We start from the raw sequence: 22,385 nt of genomic DNA on the forward strand, positions 1-22,385 counted from the left end.
CTCCCAAAGTTCACAATCACTATATTTTTATGAGGAGCATTATGCTATCCTATCCATAAAAGGAAGTGGATAGATAATGCCCATCAAAGCGATCGTTTGTGACATGGACGGTACCTTGTTGACGGCTGACCACGCCATCAGCCCCAAAACCCAGGAACTCCTCCTATCACTGCAGCAAAAAGGCATCACGCTGGTATTGGCCAGCGGAAGAAGTTACTTGCGTTTGATGCCGGATGCCCTGAAACTGAAGATGGATTCCTATCAAGGTTATTTGATTGATGTAAACGGCAGCTCCATTTATGATTTCAACTCTCAAACCAGGGAAAGATTGGGCATAATGGATTCAGAAGACATTCAAAAAGTCACATCCGTATTCCGTGCATTCAACGTTGAGATCCAGTTCTCCCAGGATGCCGGCCTGTACACCTATTTGCCGGGTTCACTGTATGCCTTAAAGAAGAAAATCCGCGGCGAAATGAGACTGCCCGACGATTATCCATGGGCCAGCGGCATGTACAGTTGGCTGTGCGATATGCGCGACGGCTATCCTGAACAAAAACTGATCCTTGATCTGAACGAAGCGCCAGCTTCTTGCAACAAAATTTCCATCAGCCAAGATACGCATTTCATGGAGGCCGTGACGCAGTCTTTGCCTCATTTAGGTCTGCATGATGAGTACGAACTGGTCTTTTCTGATGAAAGAAAACTTGAAATCACAAAAAAAGGCATCAACAAAGGCAAAGCCTTGGATACCTTATTGGAAAAACTTGGCATTTCCAACGAGGAAGTGGCTGTTTTTGGAGACAGTGAAAATGATATCTCCATGCTTTCCGAAAGACCCTACTCCTTCGCAATGGCTAACGCGTTGCCCAAAGCCAAGAGCGTGGCAAACTATGCAACGCCTTCCAATGATGACGAAGGTGTCTATCATGGCTTGAATCAATTGATATCAGAAGGTTTGCTTTAAACGAGAGAACATAAAAAGCCGTATACCATGCGATATTTCGCAAGTATACGGCTTTTTTTGCACCAGACTCAGTGTTTATAATCTTAAAAATAGATCTTCCACAATCCACACAGCAGCACAAGCGCCAACAGTACAGTATGCCCTTTGATCTGCAGAAAGATGAGTGCGATGAATTCGCGCAGAAAAGCATAAGGCAAAAAATAAAGCGGTGTCCAGGCACCCAAGCCGTCCGTTTCCAATCCCACACGGTGGGCGTAGAGACTGCTGCGGACCGCATGGAAGTTGTTCGTGATGAAGAGGCATTTGTAGTTTTCTTTGTACGCGTCCATGATGCCCTTGGAGTAAAGAAAATTCTGGTACGTGTTGACGGACTTGTCTTCCTCAAGGATCAGTTCTTCCGGCACGCCTTTCTCGATCAGATACCGTTTCATGGCATAGGCTTCGGAAAAAGGTTCGTCTATGCCTTGCCCTCCACTCACAATCAGACGGCAGGGCCGCTTTTGCGTGCGCTCGGTCTGATGCCTGAAAAATCGGATTGCTCTGTCCAACCGCCTCTGCAGCAGCGGACTGATGCCGCCATTCGGCAGCAAACCCGCTCCCAGGACAATGACGAAATCTTTATCGGGGGCGACCGGAATGAGGCCGTAAAAGGCTGTCGCGATGAAAAACAAAATCAGCACAACACCGAAATAGATGATGAAGTAGCCCATCAAGCGCATGAAGCGCCAGATAAGGTAATGATGGAACACAAAATAATTCAGCAGGAACAACAGGTCCATCAATAAAATGAAGGCGCCCACCGCGACCAGCAGGCCGAACCGTTTGGCCCAGCCCTCTTTTTTAAGCAACAGCACCCCATTGAAGACAAGCGCCAGTCCAAAAAACAGGAAAGCGAACGGTGAAATCAAGCCAAACAAAACACGGAAAAGCATCACCGCATAACGGATCCACGCCACTTGGGGCGAGTCGTTGCCCTGCAGCATCCCCACGAATAGGAAAAGCAGCGCTGCAACCAGCAAGTAGCTTTGAAATTGTCGGGTTTTCCCCATCCTCCGGAGTGTCATGACCCCGCCTAACGAGAATATACTCAATAAATAGAACAGCAACGGTCATCCCTCCTATCTAGAAGCCGTGGAAAGCTTGATACACTTCCTGTTTCTTCAGATCCCTGATTTTTGCGGTCTCTTTGATCGCATCTTTGGAAGAAAGCCCCTGTTCCGTCATCAGCTTTTCCACCAATTCGGCGACGCTGAGATCATCGAATGTCTGTTCAACAGGCATTTCCGGGTTATCATTGCCGGCTATCATCAGGCAGATTTCCCCTCTGATCTCCGTTTCTTCGGCCCAAGCAGCCAATTCTTCCGCCGAACCCCTGATGAACTCCTCAAAGCGTTTCGTCAATTCGCGGCAGATGACGACTTGGCGCCCTTCACCCATCACTGTTGCGATATTTTTCAGCAACTCCTTCAGCCGGTAAGGCGACTCATAGAAAATCATCGTTTCTTCCCTGTTCTTTAACGACTCCAACTGCGCCACTTGATCCTTCTTCTTGCGCTCCAAGAAGCCGAAAAAGTAAAACGGCTGCGGTGCCAATCCGGAAGCGATCAATGCGGTCACACCGGCATTGGCTCCAGGCAACGGCACAACCGGCACGTTTGCGTTGATGCAAGCGCGCACCAAATCATGGCCCGGATCGCTGATCGAAGGCATCCCCGCATCACTTACTTGGGCGATGGATTGGCCCGCGAGGAGTTTATCCACCAATTGCGGAATCCGCTCCTGGGTATTGTGCTCGTGGAAGCTGATCTGGGGCGTATCCACTTCGAAATGCGTCAACAGTTTCCGCGTATTGCGCGTGTCCTCAGCCGCAATCAGATCCACTTCGCGCAGTATCTTTATGGCACGGAAGGTCATATCCTCCAGATTGCCGATCGGTGTCGGCACTAAATATAGCGTTCCGCTCTCGTGCTGTTCATAACTTTTTTGCAGTTGCATCTTTGTTCTCCTCTGATTTCGATTCATTTTGGTGGCTCTGACGACCTGCTAAATCCCGTCCGGTTCAGAGCTGAATACGCTGATCCCGCGCACTTTCAAAAATTTTTCTTTCTGCTTGCGGCTCAGCTTCTTGAATGCCGCCTCTGCTTTGGTAGCTTCCGCTCTGGAGCCGAATACTTCATTGTAAATCATTCGGACAGGGCGGCGCGCCTTGGTATATTTGCTGCCGATGCCTTTATTGTGCTCCTGTTCGCGCCGAAGCGTGTCCGTCGTGTAGCCGGCATAGAACGAGTCATCTCCGCAATGCAGCACATAAAAGTAGTGCTCACTGCTCGCCATAGAGGACATCCTTTACCTTCTGGCTGTATTCCCCTTCTTCATTGTACACAACGAGCGGCGGCAGCACACGGAAACCGTCCTCTTTGCCATCCTTGATGCCTTCGATCAGGATCATGTTCGCTTCCTTATTCTGTTTCGGGTAGATGAACTGCAGCTTTTTGGGCGCGATCCGGTTATTCCGCATCGTTTCCAGGATCTCCATCAAACGATCCGGCCGATGGACGAAATAGGCCTTGCCTTTCATCTTCAGCAGATGGCTCGTCTGTTTCATCAATTGGTCCAGCGTCAAATGAATTTCATGCCGCGCAATCGCAAAAGCATCCAATTCATTCGTGAAACTGGATTCGGTCAGCTTGAAGTAGGGCGGGTTGCAGGTGATGACATCGACGGAATCCGGTTTGATGAAGCGGGTCACCTCATTCACATCCGCGTGCAGAAAGGAAACCTTCTCCTCCAACTGATTCAGCTGGACTGTCCTGCGGGCCATATCCACCAACTGGTCCTGCAGTTCCACCCCGACGATCGGATTCTTGGTCTTTCCTGTCAACAGGAACGAGACTGCCCCGTTCCCGGCACAAAGATCGACTATCTTTGCCGGCTTCACGCGCGGCAATTCAGCGAAATCCGCCAACAGCACCGCATCCAGCGAAAAAGAGAACACGGCTGAACTTTGGATGATCTGGATGTTTTCCCTCTTCAGCACATCCAACCGTTCGCCTTCCTTCAATACATTTTCCATTCCTATTCCCCTTTGTTTATATATCATCAAACATGCAGCAACTGAAATAAGCTTCAGCCCGCATAGCCATTACATTTATCCTCAAAACAGAGGCCAGGACTTCTGTCCCCGCCTCTGCCAGTCATACATCCATCAATTGTTGACAGTATCCGCAGTTGCGGCATACTTTCAGTTTTTCCGATCTCTTTCGCCGTAGATGACATCGATACAGAAAACACAGGGCTCATCATTAAGACGGCGGGAACCATAATAAACATTGCAGACATGAAAACCATCCTCGTACAGCTTCTGTAAATTCAGACGGGACTTCGACATTTCTGGCTCTTGCTTCTGCGCATCTTCTTTTTCCTTCGTAAGGAAATCGATCCGATCACGCAGATGCTGGTTCTCGATTTGAAGATTTGCGTTCTCTTCTATCAGGTCATCCATCTTCTCTTGAATCTCTTTAACATCTGCTCCCATCGATGAAATACGGCTTTCCACCCGATGGAATTGGTCATACAAGGCACGTTTATCCATTTTATCCACTCGCATTTTCCATACTTATTTTTCAATCTTATCGTGCAGATCCTTAAATCCTATAATTCTGAACTGGCAAATTCAACCGTCTTGTTGTGCTCGAACAGACGCACTTTGACGACTTGACTGAGCACATTCAATTCCACAACTTTCCCCTTGCCCTCGGGCGTCATCACTTCCTGCCCATAATCAGGCATCGCCTTTCTGAGGGAGACATACGTATCGTTCTCATAATTCAGGCAGCACATCAAACGCCCGCACAAACCGGATATTTTGGTAGGATTCAAGGACAAACCTTGATCCTTCGCCATCTTGATCGAAACCGGCACAAAGTCACCCAAGAAAGTCGAGCAGCAGAGCGTCCTTCCGCAAGGGCCGATTCCTCCAAGAATCTTGGCCTCATCGCGGACGCCGATCTGATGCAATTCGATCCTCGTGCGGAAAACAGCTGCCAACTCACGGACCAATTCCCGGAAGTCGATCCGGCCTTCCGAACTGAAATGGAAAGTCAAACGGCTGCGATCGAAAGTGTATTCCGCTTTGATCAGCTTCATCTCCAATTTCAGTTGCTTCATTTTCGTCTTGCATACGGCAAAGGCTTCTTTCGCCTCCGCGCGATTTTTTTCATCCTGCTCGAGATCCTTTTCGGTCGCGATGCGGATGATGTTTTTATGCGAAAGGATGCCGCCTTCTTCATTGCTTTTTTTATCGACAATGACGACTTGGCCAATATCGACAGCATTCCCATTATTTATGATCAATTTTTCGTCCATTCTGTACTTTGTCTGGCCTGCTTCATAATAAGAGATGGGCCCGACAGGCATAAAACGAACACCAATTACGTTTTTCATTTTCTTTCTCCTCCAGAAGCTTTATCTATAGGCTATTCCCGAGCGCGATTTCTTCCAGTACCCCTTGGAGTTGAACATTTGCTTCCAGATGTTTCTTTCCATTGAGGATATTTTCCATATGCCGGGTGATTTCCTGAGGATGCAGTTTTTCTGCAATACGCTCGTACTCTTTTCCGTGATTTTTGTTGACGATAGCTTGCTTATTGCTGTACTTGGTATACAGTAAATCACGGTAATAGAATAATAGCAAGTCCAAAAAGAAGTGCCCATCATTTTTGTCCTTCAGCCCGTCCATCAAGTCGGTCTGCACAAACACAAATGCTTGGGGATTTTTATCGGTCATCAGTTGGAACCAAGCCCACGTCCGCTTCTTGGATTCGTGGAAGCTTTCCTCTTGGTTCAGCAACAAAGCTGCTTCTTGGTTATTGGTGATGGCCGCCAACAAAGCCGCATTTTCATGCTTTATCCCCTGTGCCTCCAAGGTTTCCCCTAAAATCTGCTTGTTGATGACCTGGAAATGGACGATTTGGCAACGTGAGCGGATGGTCGGCAGGATATTTTCCTTGGCCGTGGTCATCAGAATCAGGTAAGTATCTTTCTGCGGCTCCTCCAAAAACGTCAGCAGACTGTTCGAAGCGCTGACCGTCATTTTTTCGGCGTCATAAATCAGATAGACCTTGCGGCTGCCCTCCATCCCGCTTTTGGAAAGCTCGGCCTTCAGTTCGCGTACTTGGTTGACTTTGATGGTGTTGCCATCCGGCCTGATTTCCGCCATATCGGGAAATTCGCCCGCCGCAATCCGCAGGCAATGATTGCAGTGCCCACAAGGCTGATCATCCTGCAGCTCCTCGCAAAAGAGCATCTGAGTTATCCAACGCGCCAATTCTTCCTTACCGGTTCCCTGCGCTCCTTCAAACAAATAAGCGTGGACCAGTCGTTTTTCACGAATCGTCCGTTGGAACCTTTCGAGCAGTTCCGGCTGTTGCCTCATCAAAAGCTGTGTCACACCATCCATCCTTTCCTTCGTCATCAGAATCTGTGAAAACTATCTACCGGCAAGACAAACACGGTCGCTCCGCCTACATGCACTTCCATCGGATAGGCGATTGCGTTGTCCAACGGCACATCCATGCTTACTGGAGTCGCTACGAACTGCTCGCGCGCTTCACAATTGGTTTTGATGATACTCAATACTTCATCGACCCGTTCGTCTTCCACACCGATCATGAAGGTGGTATTGCCGGCGCGCAGAAAACCGCCTGTAGAGGGCAATTTCGTAGCGCGGACGTTCGCTTCCACCAACTCATCGGATAGGATAGCACTGTCTTTATCTTGAATTATAGCCATAATTAATTTCATAACGAATCCCCTCTTTCTATATGTTAAAAAGGCCGATCAGTGATGCTTGGCAAATGATCTTGCTCTAAAAATAGCTTGGAAATCTGTTTTTGATGATGTGATAGCACGCTTCCGCTACAGCTTCACGGCTCATCGTGCCATCGACGACCACTATCCGTTCCGGATTAGCCTTCGCCAATTGCTGATAGCCGGCTCGGACTTTTTCATGGAAATCGAGCTTTTCCTGATCCAAACGGTTGTATTCCCGTTCGTCCAGATTCGCATGGATCCTTTGAATGCCCACTTCCGCCGGGACATCGATATACAACGTCACATCCGGCTCGAGACCTCCTGTTGCGAATTGGTTGATTTCACGGATACCCTCTTCACCGATGCCTCTTGCGTAGCCTTGATAAGCGATTGAACTATCTACAAAACGATCACAAAAAATGACGTCTCCACTTTCCAAAACGGGCAACACCTTTTCGATCAGATGTTGGCGGCGGCTTGCCGCATACAATAAAGCCTCTGTCCTAGAATCCATGTCCGTATGCAAAGGATCCAGTATCAACGAGCGGATCTTTTCCGCGATTGGGCTTCCACCCGGTTCTCTCGTCGCTACCACTTTACGGTTCATCTCTTGTTGCAGACGCGGCACTACTTGCTGCAACGCGGTTGTCTTGCCTGAGCCATCTGGCCCTTCGATTGTGATGAAAATCCCTCTCACTTTGCACACTCCTACGATTCTAATACTTCTATTATACGCTAAATGAAAGTTTTTTTATACAGATGAATCCGATATAGCTTTGTCAATTTTGCAACAATTAATTGTCTTGATTGCCTTTTTCTGAAAATAGAGCCATGAAACTGTTTCCGGCTCCGGGTGCGCCTGGATTACGTGTGCCGACAAGCTGAAAAGATGAATACCCGTTGCTTATTCATGTTTCCGACTACATTCCGGCCTCTAAACATGAATACCCGAGATTTATTCATGTTTTCGACCACATTTCGACCTCAAAAGATGAATTCTTTCGATTTATTCATGTTTTCGGCGAACATCCGCCAATCCCCACAAAAAAAGGGACAACCCCATTCCACATGGGCGCCCCTCTTGATAATCCTATGTTTGCTTCATTTGCGTATTGTACAGCGTCGTGTAGATGCCGCCCTTTTTGACGAGCGTCTCGTGGTCTCCTCGTTCAACGATTTTGCCTTTCTCCAGCACCAAGATTTCATCAGCCGACAGGATCGTCGAAAGACGATGCGCAATGATCAGGCTCGTGCTTTTGGCCAGGATCGGCGCTATCGCTTCCTGGATGGCATGCTCCGAGATGGAGTCCAAGGAAGAAGTCGCTTCATCGAAAATGATTAGCCCCGGTTTCCGAAGGATGATCCGAGCGATCGAAAGCCGCTGCTTTTCACCGCCGGAAAGCTTCATGCCGCGGTTACCCACTACGGTGTCGTAACCTTTCGGCAGCCCACTGATGAACGCGTGAATATTGGCTTCACTGCACGCTTGCTCGATTTCGGCCTGCGTAGCATCGGACTTGGCGTAGAGCAGATTTTCTCTTATCGTACCGTTGAACAAATACGTGTCCTGCGTCACCACGCCGATGTGCTGGCGTAGAAAGGCCAGATCGAGTTTGCGAATATCGACGCCGTCCAATCGGATTCTTCCGCCTGTCACATCATAGAGGCGCGGAATCAGGTTGATGATGGTGGACTTGCCCGCTCCCGAAGGCCCGACGATGGCGACGGATGATCCCGGCTTCAGCTCGAAACTGACGTTGTTCAATATCGGCTGGTCCGGATCATAGTGGAAGGAAACCTCTTCAAAAGCCAACTCGCCAGCAAACGACTCAGGCCGGAGCGCCTGCGGATCATTGTCGATTTCCACAGGCAGATCGAAATACTCGAATATGCGATCAAAAAGTGCCATCGAGCGGATCATATCAACCTGGATATTCAGCAAGGAATTGACTGGTCCGTACATCCTGCCCAGGAGCGCCACCATGACGGTAATATCCCCGATTGTCAGATCCGTGTTGCCGTATTCAATAATGAGAATTCCGCCGACCAGATAGATCAACATCGGACCGATGTTCGTGAAGACGTTGATCACGACCCGGAACCATTTGCCCGCCATACTTTCCTTGATGTTCAAGCGAATCATCTGTTTGTTGGCTTCCTGATAGCGGTCGAACTCGTAGTTTTCCGTGACGAACAATTTCGAAAGCAATTGCCCGCTGACACTGAGCGTCTCGTTCAGGATCTGGTTGATGTCGTCATTGTGCTTCCGTGACTCAAGCGTTATTTCCCAACGCCTTTTGCCCACGCGCTTCGTCGGCAGGATGAACAACGGCACTACCACGATACCGATCGTCGCCAGCAAAGGGCTTTTCGTGTACATCGTGACGAGCGCAACCGTCAACGTCGCAAAATTCTGCAGGATACTCGTCCAAGTACCCGTCAGAACACTCTGCACGCCGCCGATATCGCTGGTCATGCGGGTGATGATGTCGCCCTGCTTGCTGGTCGTGAAGAACCGGTGCGACATCCGCTGCAGATGGCTGTACATCTTATTGCGCATATCATAGGTGATGTTTTCCGCCATCCAGACATTGACATAGCTCTCCACGACGCTGATCAGATTGGCGATGATCAACACCCCGAACGAGAGGCCGATCAGACGGATCAGCACAGTCAGGTCCTGCTGCAACAGGCCTTCATCGATGATACGTCCAGTCAGTATTGTCGGAAACACACCGAATACCGATGAGGTGATGATCGCCAGCACGGAAACGATGAGCTGCTTCCAATAAGGTATGAGATAACTGAACATCCGCTTCAGCAACTGCGCCGTGATTTTTGGGCTGTTCTGTTTTTCCTCCTCCGTCAGGAAACCGCCGCGGCCCCCTTTGAACCCGTTGCCGCCCATCATTGCTCACCCGCTTGGTTTCTGAAGTCCTCCAAGGATTTTGTCAGTTTTTCGCAGAGCGCGACAAATTGTTCCTGCTCATCCAACGTCAAGCTTTTATTGATGTGCTCCCTTTCCGTTTGGCGCACTGCCTTCATTTTTTTCAATAAAACAGACCCCTTTTCCTGGATAAAAATCCTGTTTCTGCGCTGATCAGCCGGGTCTGACTGACGCGTCAAGATCCCATCAGCCTCGAGCCGGTTCAGCATCTCCGTTAAGGAAGCCGGCCGGATTCCCATCCGGTCAGCCAATTCCCGCGAACTCATCCCGTCGTTTTCCTGCAATACCCGCAAAAGCCTTCCCGCTCCGCGCGATTCGTGCTTGGCGGGATTCTCCTTGCGCCGCAACGTACGCATCAGCTTCATCGCGCTGCCGATGACATCTTTATTTTGTTCTTCCATAATAATTTCCTCCTCCAGATAGTTAGGTACCTATCTATTCCCCTTTATTATATTAGGTACCTAATTATTTTGCAACAAAAATGCTTGCGCTAGGTGTTCCGACAAGCGGAAAACATGGATATCTGTCGATTATCCATGTTCTCGACAACATTTTGGTCTCTAAACATGAATTCTGTCGAATTATTCATGTTTTCGATCACATTTCGGCCCATAAACATGAATTCTTTCGGTTTATTCATGTTTTCTCCTGACTCACTAATGTTTAAAGAGCGCAAAAAAACCAGACCGCCGCCGGTCTGGTTCTTTGTCATTCCGAATAGAAAATATCTTCCGCGCGGTTCGTGCGCTTGCGCCAACGGAATTGCTTGGCTTTTTTCGGTGCGGAAATATCCGCTTGGATCTGTCTTTCTTTGGCTTCCCGCAGCAGGAACAGATATTTCGCTTCCGCTATCTTCTCAAAGATACGCAAATCTTCCGGCAAATCATAGGCATTCTGCTGCAGTTGAGCCAAAGTAGTGTAATGTTGATGGACATCGCTGATCAAGTCTACCAGTTTTTCGTCGTATTTCTGCTTTAAGTGTCCCTGCTTCTTGCTTGCGCTGTTCAAATGGAATGCCATTTTGTTTTCCGTTCCCCCCGTTGTTCCTACCCTTGTTACAGTTCCCGGCGCCCATCGATGGCACGGAAGAGGGTCATCTCATCCGCGTATTCGATATCGCTGCCAACCGCCAGCCCGTAAGCCAGACGCGTCACTTTGATACCTGCCGGCTTGATCAGACGCGAAAGATACATTGCTGTCGCTTCCCCTTCGGCTGTCGCATTCGTTGCGATGATGATTTCCTTGACTGTCTCATCCTGCAGGCGTTTGATCAGACTGGCAATGTTCAGATCTTCCGGGCCGGTCCCTTCCATCGGTGAAAGGACGCCATTCAACACATGGTACAAACCGTGGTATTCCCGGATTTTCTCCATCGACATGATGTCGCGGGGATTTTCGACCACCAGGATAATGGACTTGTCCCGGGTATTGTCCGCACAGATGTTGCATGGATCTGATTCGGTAATATTACCGCAGATGGCGCACTGGTGTAAATCCCTTTTTGAACGGATCAGCGCGTCCGCAAACGCCAACACAGCCTCCTCATCCATATCCAGACAGAAAAAGGCCAACCGGGCTGCCGTTTTTTGCCCGATGCCCGGCAATTTCATGAAACTTTCGATTAATTTAGCTATCGGTTCTGGGTATTGCATTTCGATAAATCCCCTTTTCTTCTCTCAAAAGAAAGGAGGCTGGGACTAAAGTCAACACTGCCCGACTTGTCTCACCCTCGCTCCCCTCATTCATTTCGCTTATTGCCTGTAGTCTGGATTAGAAGCCCGGAATCGCGCTGGCAAACTTGCCCAATTTCGCTTTCGTTGCTTCATCGATCTTGCTTAATGCGTCATTAGTCGCCATCAGGATCAGATCCTGCAGCATTTCCACATCTTCCGGATCGACCGCTTCAGGTGCGATGACAACGTCGGTCACCTTCTTGTTGCCGGTCATCGTGATTTTGACCAAATCATTTGAAGCCGCACCGACAAACTCCGTTATATTGAGTTCTGCTTGTGTCTGCTCCATTTCTTTCTGCATTTTTTGCATTTGTTTCATCATGCCTTGCATATTTCCCATTCCGCCTCGCATTGTATGACTCCCTCTCTGTTTGTGTATTTTAGTTTGTGTATTTTAGTTTGTGTTCATAGCTTGTGTTTATTTCGAACGCTGTCAGTCCTCGACGACAGTTACGACTTCATCCCCGAAAAGGCTCAGCGCCTGATCGACGACTTCCTGTTCCTTTTGTTCCTCTATCACGATTGGATCGGTCTCGACCGAAAAATCATCGGCGAAATTCCCGGGATGATAGTCACCGCGGTAACCGTCTTCCATTTCCGGCATCGGAGGTTCAGGCGGCAGATCCAGATCGACAGGCTTATCCTTACCGACTGTTGCCGAAGCCTGCTGTTTAGAAGCAGCCGATGGTGCCCCCGCCTGTTTTGGCGCGGCTTGTTTTGGTTCACCCACGGATTCAGCAGACGGGCTGTCGTTCCGGTTCTGAATGTAGTTGCGTCGCACCGATGTCCACTGCTCTTCCGTCAAGCACACTAATTCACCAGGGCGCTGCAGCATCCGCTGCGTTGCCGCATCCACAGCCGCCTGCAGTTCAGCATCCTCCGTCGCCTTTTGGCAAAGGATATCATACTGGAACGACAGGATGAAACTGGTCGGACTCGCCGCCACCGGATTGGCCTGCTTGAGCACGGCACGTTGGGTGACCGAGAGCACATCCAGGATGTCCGTCCAGAAATCCCGGACGCGGGCAAGATCCTGTTTCGTAGCCTCACCCAAAATCTGGTAAGTCCGCCCCATGTTGGGTTTGAATCCGACTGACGTGTTCGACGAACGAGCCGTTTCTTTTTTGACTGGTGCCGCTTTGGCCCCCTCCTGGGAAACGGTAAGATTCCCGGAAGCGATCAGTTCCTGCAGCTTCGCAAGTTCCTTTTTGACGAGCTCCAATTCGTGCGCCAGCTTCTGGATTTCTCCGTTCGGTGCCACTTGTGCGCTCGGAGCTGCCGCCTGTGCATGCGCCTTGGATTGGGACAGCTTCACCGCCAACACTTCCAGATAGATATCCGGTTGCGTTGAGAAGCGCATTTCCCCTTGGGTCTCGTTGAAGGCTTCGATCATCTCGTAGAGGAACGTTGCCGGCGCCTCCTGCGAGAAAGTCTGAAAAGCTTCGCTGTATTGTTGCGTATTGTCCGCAAAGGCCTTGCCTTTTGTCTGTTGATAAACCAGCACATCCCGCGCAAACAGGATCATCTCCTCAAGGAAACGACCAGCCTCTTTGCCGGCACTCAGAATTTCCTGCAGCAATTGCAGCGCCGATTCCGTCTCTTCATGTAGCAACGCGCTGGAAAAGGAAATCATCATTTCCTCCGTCAGACTGCCTGAAACTTTCACCGCATTTTCGAAAGTGACCGCATCCGAACCATAGGAAATGATCTGATCGAGCAAACTGAGCGCATCCCGCATCCCGCCGTTCGCGGAGCGCGCGATGACATGCAGCGCCTGATCATCATAGCCGATCTTCTCCTCCTGCAGGATATAGGCCATCCGGTTGATGATGTCCTGATAGGAAATCCGCTTGAAGTCGAAGCGCTGCGTCCTGGAAATGATCGTCAACGGAATCTTATGCGGTTCCGTCGTCGCCAAAATGAAGATGACATTTTCCGGCGGCTCCTCCAGCGTTTTCAGGAGCGCATTGAAGGCCCCGGTCGAGAGCATATGGACCTCATCGATGATGTAGACTTTGTAGTCGGCTTGGGTCGGCGCATAACGCGCTTTGTCGCGGATGTCCCGGATCTCCTCCACGCCGTTGTTGCTGGCGGCATCGATTTCGATGACGTCGTTCAAGCGTCCTTCGGTGATGGCCTTGCATGTTTCACATTCGTTACACGGCTCCCCATCGACGCGATGATGACAGTTGATGGCTTTCGCAAAAATCTTGGCTGCACTCGTCTTACCCGTTCCGCGCGGCCCGGTAAAAAGGTAAGCATGGCTCGTTTTCCCCTGTATTAAGGCATTCTTCAGCGTCTGCGTGACCGCTTCCTGACCTGCGATGTCTCCGAACCGCTGCGGGCGCCAAACCCGATATAGTGCTTGATAGCTCATCCTTTTCCCTCTTTCACTTTTGCTTCGTCCATCTATTATAAGGGAAAAACAGTAAAATAGAAAGGCATCGCTCTGTGGCTTTCCTGCTTAATATAAGCTTGTATTACGCTTGATTCTGGGGGAATTCAGCCCCTTTAAAACAAGTAGATAAAAACAATTGACAAAAAGTAAGTTAGGCATTATAGTGAATTTACCAAATAGTTCGAATTCGTATTAATTAAATTTGTGATACTATTCCGGCAAGAACGGGCTTCAAATAAAAAAACGACAATAGACAACAAAGGGGAAAAAGAATATGACAGCATTTTGGGATTTGGGCAAGGTTGCCTTGAAAGTCAATGATCTGAAGAAAATGACGCAATTCTACCAGGAAGCGCTTGGCTTGGATTTAATGGAAGAAAAGGAAAATTCGGTTGTGTTGGGGGTTGCCGCGGACAACACGCCTTTGGTGGAATTGATCCAACTTGACGCGCCATCCAACCGCAAAAGAACGACTGGACTTTTCCACTTGGCGATCCTTTTGCCGACCCGCGCGGACTTGGGATCCATCCTGTATCATTTGCTGACGAAGAAATACGGCATTGATGGAGCGAGTGACCACGGCTACAGCGAAGCCATTTACTTCAACGATCCGGAAGGCAATGGCATCGAAATCTACCGCGACAAAGAGATGTCGGATTGGGATATCCGTCCGGACGGCAAAATCGAGGGCGTTACCGAAGCGATGGATGCTGATGGCGTAATCGGCGCGATGGTCAAAATTTATGATGGCATCCCTTCCGGCTCCATAATGGGACACGTCCATTTGACCGTTCACGATCTGGTCGAAACACAACAATTTTACGAAAACGTACTCGGTATTTCATTGAAGTCCGACTTCTTCGGGCAAGCAAAATTCTTCGCCGCCGGGAACTACCATCACCACATCGGTTCGAACATGTGGGCTGGAAAACATCTCCCTGCTGCTGAAGAAAATCAACCAGGCTTGGCGTATTTCACTTGGGTAGTCGCCGACAACGTTGCCTATGAAGCGTTGAAAGGCAGATTGGTCCAGGCTGAGGTTTCGTTTGAAGAAAAAGACAATACCCTTATCTTCAAAGACAACAGCGGCATCGAGATCCATGCGGTCATTCATCAATAATAGTCATTTATTTATCATCTAAAAAAACTAAGACGCAAACCCTGCCCTACAGGATTTGCGTCTTAATTTTTTTCGATTTCAGATACGAAGACTTTTGTCCCAGCTCCGTTCGGATTTATTCAGCAAGATAGCTTTCATATGAAGAGCCGGTAATCTCTCAAAGGATTACTTATAAGTGTCTTCCAATTTCCCCATCCACAAGCCAAGTGCTAAGCCGGCAAAGAAGAGCAAGAGAACGACAGCATAATTAAGGAAGGTGAAGCCGCTGTATAGTTCCAATGAGGGAGCAATGATGGTGGTGGAGGCAATCACCACGCCGAACACAAAATGGAAGACTGTCGCATACGCAATGTTCAGTAAGTACCGTACCGCTTTGGCAAAAAGAAAAATGCAGAGAACAGCTCCGATGGCCACGGGAATCAAGATCGAAAAATCAAGCAGGCGAATGCCTTCTGTCAGAGGCTGGTACAAATTCAGATAAATTAAAAAGTTTGAGGGGCTCAAGCCAGGGACAATGAAACCAGAAGCAAAAATGGCACCCGCTAGTAACCAGGTGAAGAAATTTTGACCCACATGCAGATTGAGATTCTCATTGGACCAGAACAGAATGAAAAACATGACAATGGCAACCGTTAACGCTAGTATGATATGCCCACGCGTGCGTCCATGCTTGCCCGCTTCCCGGTAAAGCGAAGGAAGCGTTCCGATAATGGCTCCTATGAAAGCCCACAATACATGGACGGGATAATACTGCAGCCCGTAGTCCAAGGGATAGGCCAGTACGAAGACGCCTAAGATTCCCCCTACCCCAACCGGCAAGAAGTACATAACCCGTTTGACAAAATCATTCGTGATATCCGAGAGAAAGACAATCAATGGTTCGTATAAGCCAAAAACAGCCGCAAGTGCGCCACCGCTGACTCCCGGAAGGATAGCCCCCGACCCGATCATCATCCCTTTCATCATCCTAAGCAACCAGTCAATCACTTGAATCCTACTTTGTTCTTTATGCGTTTTCATGAACCAAATTCCCCTTTGTTTTTAAAAGTTTCTATAATTATCCTATTTCATCAAACACGTGCATCTCTTTAAAAATTCCAGAGGCACGCTGCACCATCTCTCGTTCCCACTTCTGCTGATCTTTTCATCCTATAAGCGTACATGGAGAATCAACATAAGTCCAATTATTTTAAAAATAATAGACTTTTCTTAAAGATTTGGGAACTTTTGCTGGAATCTGGATAGCTATTTCATTATACAAGCTTTTCATCCACAACAAAAGCACCATCTGGAGGGTTACTTTTATTGTGGATGGGATAAGGTAAAGATGGTTGGGTATTAAAGGAAAACCAATGGCAGAACCAGCCCGTTCCCTTCCTTGCGAATGGTTTTTGCCGGACGATGGAATACCAATAGGGAGCGAATGGATAAATTGCTACTTTCGTAGGTGTTGTGTTTTGCAAGACATTCCTACACAATATTGCAATTAAGCTTACAAGTAAGGTTTATGAACTTTGCATAGATATATAAATTGAGTTAAATTGTATTCGTTTTTCCTCCTATAGGCGTATACTAAAGAAAACACTTGAGGAGTGGGGAACAGGGAAACAGAACGCCAAATCCGTGAATTGGAAAAAGCGATGAATACGACAGACAACCGCCGGTTGTACGAGCGTTTACTGGCAGTCAAGTTGGTTCTTGAAGGCCACACCCGGAAAGAAGCCGGGCACACCATCGGCCGCGACGAGCATACTGTCAGCCACTATGTGAAAAATTACTGCCATAATGGAATCCAAGGTTTAGTCTCCAAAAAACAAAGCGGACGACCTTCACGGCTGACAGATGAACAGGAAGCGGAACTGGTCCAAATCGTCGCCTACCACACTCCGGAGGAAGTAGGTTTCAAATCCCGTGCCAATTGGACATTGGCGATTGTGTGTGACCTGATTCTCCGGGAATGGGGTTATGGATATACGCAAAAAGGCGTGGCGGACCTCCTTCACCGGCTAGGACTAAGCTGGACCCGTCCGACGTATACCCTCAAAAAAGCGGATTCCAAGAAACAACAGGTATTTTTGGAAGAAACCTTCCCGAGCCTAAAAAAAAATTGCTGAATAGCGATATTGACCACCTCCTATTCGAGGACGAAACCATGATCCGGGATTACCAAGCCATTGGCTGCACCTGGTTTCTCCGCGGCCACCAGCGAAAAATCCCCACTTATGGACAACACAAAGGGGTAAAATTGATAGGCACCTTGGATTATGAAACCGGTCGGATCATTTGTACAGAAGAAGGGGCATACGACGCAGCGGCCTTCCTCCGTTTTCTGGAGCGGACGTTGCGGGAATACCCCACCGGAAAAATCGTGATGGTATTGGATAATGCCCGTATCCACCACGCCAAGCTGATCCAGTCTTTTCTTGAAGAAAACGCTAGGCGCCTGGCACTCATCTTCCTCCCTCCCTACAGCCCTCAGTTGAACCTAATGGAAGGCGTTTGGAAGTGGCTCAAGGAATCGGTCATCAACAATGTTTTTTTTGACCACGTCCAGAAAATCAAACAGTCGGTCCGCGGTTTCTTAGCCGATGTAAACGAGCGTCCCCTTGAGGTGATTGACCGACTGTGCGTGCGGATGTAAAGTATTTAATTCAACCTATATATAAAAAAAAATGGTTTTACAAATTGAATTTCCCCACCAGATATCCTATCTTAAATGGATCTATTTCGCCATACGACAGCTCACAAAGACAATCTTAAGTCCACCATTTGAAACCAAACTCTTGCTAGTAATTCAAGTTCGTTACATCAATTTGGTTTCAGAGTATGGACTTAAGTCCATACTCTATCCGATACGTTGTAAGCGATTTACTAATGTGATAAATTACTTTTTAGATACGTATCTAAAAAATGTAAATTAGGAGGTTGTTTTGATGAAAGAGAATGTTAGTCAAGCAATGCAAAAATTTTCTCGATCTGTTATCGTTCCTGTAAAATTCATGGCTGTTATGGGTTTATTCTTAGCTTTTTCAGTTATTTTACAGCTTCAATTTATGCCTAGTTTTCTACAAACATTTGGCACATTGATAAAAACCATGATGGATAGCATGTTGAATAATTTAGCATTAATTTTTTGTATAGGTATCGCTTCTTCTTTAGCTAACAAGAAAAAGGCTGAAGCCTCCCTCATCGCTTTGATTTCATTTCTTTTTTTTCTAGCAGCGAATAATGCATGGTTAATTCTAACGAATCAAATCGCTAATCCAGGAGAAATGGGATTGTTTGGGACAGGGCAAGGAATGGTTTTAGGTTTTCAAGTTGTTGATATGAATGTATTTTTAGGAATGATTATTGGTTCTATAGTTGGTTACTTCCACAATAAATTTTCAGATAAAAAATTTGCTGATTTCTTAAGTATTTATGGTGAATCTCGCTTTACGTTCATGTTACTTATTCCTGTCATTTTAATTTTAGCAGTAACAATGTCTTATATTTGGCCAATTGTCAATGGATTGATTTCATCACTATCTGGCTTTATTTTAACAACAGGGTTAATTGGCGTATTCGTGTACTCATTCGGAAATCGCTTCTTAATCCCTACTGGTCTTCATCACCTATTATGGATGCCGTTTTGTTTTACCGCACTTGGCGGTACAGCAGAAATCAATGGGCAAGTATATAGTGGTGCAGCAAACATTTTTTATGCGCAAATGGCTAATGCTAGCACAATTACTACCTTAGATCCCTCTTTAAGATTTGCAACATTCGGTTTTGTAAAAATATTTGGTTCGATTGCAGTTGCTTTAGCAATCATCTACAGTGCGAAAAAAGAAAGAAAAGATGAAGTAAAAGGGATGGTTTTACCTTCAATGTTTGTTGCATCTGTAGCAGGTATCACCGAACCTTTAGATTTCTCCTTCCTATTTATTTCGCCTCTACTATGGTTCGTTCATAGCGTATTAACTGCTATCTCAGAAACACTTTTATGGGCATTAGGCGCAAGGACATATATGCTCTTTGGATTGATAGACACCATTGTATCAAATTCAGCATTTAGTCCAAGTGTAACCAAGTTTTATATTGTGATTATCGTAGGAATTATTATGAGTGTCATTTGGTTCGTAATCTTTGTTTTCTTGATTAGAAAATTAGATATTAAAACTCCTGGCAGAGAGAATTTAGAATTAGCCGCTGAAGGTAATGTTATAACTACCTCAGAAGTAGAAGAAAATAGTCAATCAGAATTGTTAAATTCTAATGACGTTGCTTTAGTCATTGATGGATTAGGTGGTCCAAATAACATTGAACATGTAACAAATTGTTTTACAAGATTAAGAGTTACTGTAAAAGACGAAAACAAAGTTGAAAAAGGGATATTAGAAAAAGTTTCTCAACAAAAAGGGATCGTTGAAAATGGAAAAAATATTCAAGTTATTATTGGTATGGGTGTACAAACTTTCAAAGAAGAAGTATGCGATGTCTTAGGAATTACAGAATAATATGAATCAAGGAGTGGATTAAATATGGAAAGAAAAAAACAATCAGTCGTTATCGCAGGAGGCGGAAGTACTTATACTGCGGGAATTGTTATGATGTTAATTGAAAATCAAGATAAATTCCCTTTACGCACATTGAAGTTTTACGATAATGATCAGAAACGTCAGGAGATTGTTGCCAAAGCTTGCGAAGTGATTGTAAAAGAAAGAGCCCCAGAAATTGAATTTATTGCAACAACCGATCCCGAAGAAGCATTTACAGATATTGATTTTGTCATGGCTCATATCCGAGTAGGTGGATTAAGTATGCGAGAAAAAGATGAAAAAATTCCTTTAAAATATGGTGTTGTAGGACAAGAAACTTGTGGACCTGGTGGAATGGCCTATGGAATGCGTTCTATTCCGGGAGTCATTGAGCTGATTGACTATATGGAAAAATATTCCCCAAATGCTTGGATGTTAAACTATTCAAATCCAGCTTCAATCGTTGCTGAAGCAACACGTCGTATGCGACCAAATGCAAAAATCATTAATATTTGTGATATGCCTGTAGCTATTAAGAAATCAATCGCTGATATTCTTGGGCTCGATAGTGAACTTGAAATTGTTGACCGATATTATGGATTAAATCATTTCGGCTGGTGGACTGAAATGTATGACAAAGAGGGCAATGATTTAATGCCAAGATTAAAAGAGCATGTACAAAAATATGGGTATGCTTCTGCTGCTGAGGAAGGTAATCCTTTACTTGAAGAAGCCAGCTGGATGGACACTTTCCAAAAAGCAAAAGATGTTTATGCAATTGATCCTGAAACTGTACCTAATACGTACTTAAAATACTACTTATACTCCGATTATGTAGTTTCTCATGCCAATCCTGATTATACTCGGGCAAATGAAGTAATGGATAATCGTGAAAAAAATGTATTTGCTGAATGCAAGAGGGTCGCAGACAATCAATCAGCAAAAGATACTACTATTGAAGCTGGCGAACATGCAGAGTTTATTGTACATTTAGCAGCAGCATTAGCTTACAATACCTACGAACGTATGCTATTAATTGTAAAAAATGACGGAGCAATTGCTAATTTAGATGATGATGCGATGGTTGAAGTGCCTTGTATTGTAAGTAAACGTGGTTATGAACCACTATGTATGGGTAAAATTCCTCATTTCCAAAAAGGAATGATTGAACAACAAGTAGCAGTTGAAAAATTAGTAGTAGATGCTTATGAACAAAAATCTTATCAAAAATTATGGCAAGCATTGACTCTATCAAAAACAGTTCCTTCAGCTAAAGTCGCAAAACAAATTTTAGATGAGCTAATTGAAGCAAATCAAGAGTGGTGGCCAACATTAAGTTAATAGTCTTCTATCTGAAAGTATGTTATAAAAATGGATAAGATACTATAAGAATTTTATTTGAGATAGGATGAGTACTATTATGCGCTTTACAGATTTAGTAAACGAACATTATGCTGATTTAAACGAAACAGAGTTATTAATGTGTAATTATATCATGGAAAATATCGATATAATTCCCACTATGAGTACACTTGAATTTGCTAAAAATAGTTTATCCTCAAAGTCTTCAGTTATACGCTTTTCACAGAAATTAGGGTTTACTGGATTCACCGAACTTAGAAATTTCATTAAATGGCAAGATCATGAAGAACGTTTTGATGAGCAAATAACTTTTACTAATCAAGTAATTAAAGACATAGAACGTTTATTAAACATCTTGAAAGACCGCAACTGGCTCCCAATTTATCAAATTATTGATTCTGTAGATAATATCTACGTCATTACAACAGGGATTACACAAAAAAATCAGGCAGCAGAATTACAACGATTATTTCTTTTGATTGGTAAACCTCTGCAAATCATTCCTGGAAATGGTAGCTCCAACGAGTTCAGAAGAATCCTTGAGAGACTAACTGAAAAAGATATCGTTTTTGTTTTATCATTATCTGGAGAAAATAATCGGTTAGAATCTATCATTCATCAATTAGAACTTGTTAAAAGCAAAATTATCTCAATTACCAGTTTACAGAATAATTGGTTATCTGGAAAATCAGATTTTAACTTGTATGCTACAACTAGTCGCAGTCCCTTACCTAAAGATTGGTGGCTACAGACAGCCTCTTCGTTTTTTGTTTTAATTGAAGCTTTTGCTTTTGGATATATGGATTATAAACGCAAAGAATCCTCTTAAACAATTATTTATCTTATGAAACGACGATGTATTCGTCGTTTTTTTATTCGGGTTGAAATAACGGCTTCACCTAAATTTTGATTGCGTAGTTGTTCTAAATTTGACTTATTTCAAATATAAAATATAGTATTAAGAAATTGGATTGACTACTCATTGACACTTAAACTTGAAATTTACTATTACTTAATTCTGTCATATGGCGATTCACTATCTTTGATTGTGTAGTAAGTATAATAAAATCGATATTATCATTTTGTAATTGGAATCATGATATCTAGTATGTTTTTTGCTTTATAGTGTTCTATAAATGGAAATGACCAATTGATATCCTCTTCGTAATGACCAATTAATAACTGATAAGCTGGACCGATTTTTTCATATAGTTCTGGTGGATCAAATTTGAGGCGTAATCGTATATAAGTTCCTCCCTCAAATTCGAATTGATCAAATCCAAATAATTCTCCATGATCACTTTCCAGAACGAGTGTACATACCCTGTATAATTTGCTCTCTCCATAATCTAGTCCATACATTTTCCTGCCTGTTAAAGAAGGAAAGCGGGCTTCAAATGTGGGCCAAGCTTTTTTTTGATTGTCTATATCATTCGGTATTTCTATATAAAGAAAGTTCATTTTTTCGACAGTAACCTCTTGTATAATCCCCAATTCTGTATTAATGGTTTTATCCATAATTATCAG

Annotated in this window: 23 protein-coding genes; 6 read left to right on the forward strand and 17 right to left on the reverse strand. The window is 45.5% G+C overall.

The annotated features are described in order from the left end of the window. The first annotated feature begins 76 nt into the window (after positions 1-76). A complete protein-coding gene (locus tag ACKPBX_RS06680) occupies positions 77-967 on the forward strand; it encodes an HAD family hydrolase (RefSeq protein ID WP_319996351.1) in 891 nt (296 codons plus the stop codon). Positions 968-1,050: 83 nt separating this feature from the next. On the opposite strand, the gene ACKPBX_RS06685 is transcribed toward ACKPBX_RS06680, so the two are convergent. The 15 genes from ACKPBX_RS06685 to dnaX form a co-directional block, all read right to left on the reverse strand. Continuing rightward, positions 1,051-2,073: a YdcF family protein gene (locus tag ACKPBX_RS06685; RefSeq protein WP_319996352.1), complete on the reverse strand. Its 1,023-nt coding sequence runs from the start codon at positions 2,071-2,073 to the stop codon at positions 1,051-1,053. Positions 2,074-2,089: 16 nt separating this feature from the next. Further along, on the reverse strand, positions 2,090-2,962 hold the full coding sequence (rsmI, locus tag ACKPBX_RS06690; protein WP_119093575.1) for a 16S rRNA (cytidine(1402)-2'-O)-methyltransferase: 873 nt from the start codon (positions 2,960-2,962) through the stop codon (positions 2,090-2,092). A gap of 48 nt (positions 2,963-3,010) precedes the next feature. Beyond that, positions 3,011-3,301: a GIY-YIG nuclease family protein gene (locus ACKPBX_RS06695; RefSeq protein ID WP_119093574.1), complete on the reverse strand. Its 291-nt coding sequence runs from the start codon at positions 3,299-3,301 to the stop codon at positions 3,011-3,013. Further along, positions 3,288-4,040: a tRNA1(Val) (adenine(37)-N6)-methyltransferase gene (locus tag ACKPBX_RS06700; RefSeq protein ID WP_119093573.1), complete on the reverse strand. Its 753-nt coding sequence runs from the start codon at positions 4,038-4,040 to the stop codon at positions 3,288-3,290. The genes ACKPBX_RS06695 and ACKPBX_RS06700 overlap by 14 nt, the downstream gene beginning before the upstream one ends. A gap of 168 nt (positions 4,041-4,208) precedes the next feature. Continuing rightward, positions 4,209-4,559, reverse strand: a complete 351-nt coding sequence (locus ACKPBX_RS06705) for a DNA replication initiation control protein YabA (protein WP_068562380.1) — start codon at positions 4,557-4,559, stop codon at positions 4,209-4,211. 59 nt (positions 4,560-4,618) lie between these two features. Then, positions 4,619-5,410, reverse strand: a complete 792-nt coding sequence (locus tag ACKPBX_RS06710; RefSeq protein ID WP_319996353.1) for a PSP1 domain-containing protein — start codon at positions 5,408-5,410, stop codon at positions 4,619-4,621. Positions 5,411-5,435: 25 nt separating this feature from the next. Next, on the reverse strand, positions 5,436-6,425 hold the full coding sequence (gene holB, locus ACKPBX_RS06715; protein WP_200831771.1) for a DNA polymerase III subunit delta': 990 nt from the start codon (positions 6,423-6,425) through the stop codon (positions 5,436-5,438). 14 nt (positions 6,426-6,439) lie between these two features. After that, positions 6,440-6,769, reverse strand: coding sequence for a cyclic di-AMP receptor DarA (locus ACKPBX_RS06720; RefSeq protein WP_319996354.1), 330 nt, complete (start codon positions 6,767-6,769; stop codon positions 6,440-6,442). 64 nt (positions 6,770-6,833) lie between these two features. Beyond that, positions 6,834-7,475 carry a dTMP kinase gene (gene tmk / locus ACKPBX_RS06725; protein WP_319996355.1) on the reverse strand — a complete coding sequence of 214 codons (642 nt, stop codon included), beginning with the start codon at positions 7,473-7,475 and terminating at the stop codon, positions 6,834-6,836. Positions 7,476-7,868: 393 nt separating this feature from the next. Further along, positions 7,869-9,689, reverse strand: coding sequence for an ABC transporter ATP-binding protein (locus ACKPBX_RS06730; protein WP_319996356.1), 1,821 nt, complete (start codon positions 9,687-9,689; stop codon positions 7,869-7,871). After that, positions 9,686-10,126, reverse strand: coding sequence for a MarR family winged helix-turn-helix transcriptional regulator (locus tag ACKPBX_RS06735; RefSeq protein ID WP_119093566.1), 441 nt, complete (start codon positions 10,124-10,126; stop codon positions 9,686-9,688). Before ACKPBX_RS06735 ends, ACKPBX_RS06730 begins: the two co-directional genes overlap by 4 nt. Positions 10,127-10,433: 307 nt before the next feature. Next, positions 10,434-10,745, reverse strand: coding sequence for a YaaL family protein (locus ACKPBX_RS06740; protein ID WP_319996357.1), 312 nt, complete (start codon positions 10,743-10,745; stop codon positions 10,434-10,436). 35 nt (positions 10,746-10,780) lie between these two features. After that, positions 10,781-11,377: a recombination mediator RecR gene (gene recR, locus ACKPBX_RS06745; protein ID WP_086630105.1), complete on the reverse strand. Its 597-nt coding sequence runs from the start codon at positions 11,375-11,377 to the stop codon at positions 10,781-10,783. A gap of 118 nt (positions 11,378-11,495) precedes the next feature. Next, complete coding sequence (locus ACKPBX_RS06750) at positions 11,496-11,810, reverse strand: YbaB/EbfC family nucleoid-associated protein (RefSeq protein ID WP_086630106.1); 315 nt, start codon at positions 11,808-11,810, stop codon at positions 11,496-11,498. 81 nt (positions 11,811-11,891) lie between these two features. After that, on the reverse strand, positions 11,892-13,835 hold the full coding sequence (dnaX, locus tag ACKPBX_RS06755) for a DNA polymerase III subunit gamma/tau (protein WP_319996358.1): 1,944 nt from the start codon (positions 13,833-13,835) through the stop codon (positions 11,892-11,894). A 295-nt stretch (positions 13,836-14,130) separates the two neighbouring features. On the opposite strand from dnaX, the gene ACKPBX_RS06760 reads away from it, so the two are divergent. Next, positions 14,131-14,976 carry a VOC family protein gene (locus ACKPBX_RS06760; RefSeq protein ID WP_319996359.1) on the forward strand — a complete coding sequence of 282 codons (846 nt, stop codon included), beginning with the start codon at positions 14,131-14,133 and terminating at the stop codon, positions 14,974-14,976. Positions 14,977-15,141: 165 nt separating this feature from the next. Here ACKPBX_RS06760 and ACKPBX_RS06765 read toward each other — a convergent pair whose 3' ends face one another. Then, positions 15,142-15,996, reverse strand: coding sequence for a DUF368 domain-containing protein (locus ACKPBX_RS06765; RefSeq protein WP_068562345.1), 855 nt, complete (start codon positions 15,994-15,996; stop codon positions 15,142-15,144). 620 nt (positions 15,997-16,616) lie between these two features. Between ACKPBX_RS06765 and ACKPBX_RS06770 the strand changes: the two genes are divergently transcribed. The 4 genes from ACKPBX_RS06770 (at position 16,617) to ACKPBX_RS06785 (ending at position 21,687) form a co-directional block, all read left to right on the forward strand. Then, positions 16,617-17,617, forward strand: a protein-coding gene (locus ACKPBX_RS06770) for an IS630 family transposase (protein ID WP_319996414.1) whose coding sequence is annotated in 2 segments (ribosomal slippage) — positions 16,617-17,075 and positions 17,078-17,617 — 999 coding nt in all. Because the reading frame shifts where the segments join, the coding sequence is not laid out codon by codon here. Between the two features lie 292 nt (positions 17,618-17,909). After that, positions 17,910-19,475 (forward strand): PTS transporter subunit EIIC, encoded by a 1,566-nt coding sequence (locus ACKPBX_RS06775; protein WP_319996360.1) that lies wholly within the window; start codon positions 17,910-17,912, stop codon positions 19,473-19,475. 24 nt (positions 19,476-19,499) lie between these two features. Next, positions 19,500-20,837 carry a 6-phospho-alpha-glucosidase gene (locus ACKPBX_RS06780; protein WP_086990866.1) on the forward strand — a complete coding sequence of 446 codons (1,338 nt, stop codon included), beginning with the start codon at positions 19,500-19,502 and terminating at the stop codon, positions 20,835-20,837. Positions 20,838-20,916: 79 nt separating this feature from the next. Continuing rightward, complete coding sequence (locus ACKPBX_RS06785) at positions 20,917-21,687, forward strand: MurR/RpiR family transcriptional regulator (protein ID WP_319996361.1); 771 nt, start codon at positions 20,917-20,919, stop codon at positions 21,685-21,687. A 248-nt stretch (positions 21,688-21,935) separates the two neighbouring features. Here ACKPBX_RS06785 and ACKPBX_RS06790 read toward each other — a convergent pair whose 3' ends face one another. Then, positions 21,936-22,376, reverse strand: coding sequence for a hypothetical protein (locus tag ACKPBX_RS06790; RefSeq protein ID WP_034537918.1), 441 nt, complete (start codon positions 22,374-22,376; stop codon positions 21,936-21,938). Between the last annotated feature and the right edge of the window lie 9 nt (positions 22,377-22,385).

It is taken from the genome of Trichococcus shcherbakoviae, from assembly GCF_963666195.1.
GTDB lineage: Bacteria > Bacillota > Bacilli > Lactobacillales > Aerococcaceae > Trichococcus > Trichococcus shcherbakoviae.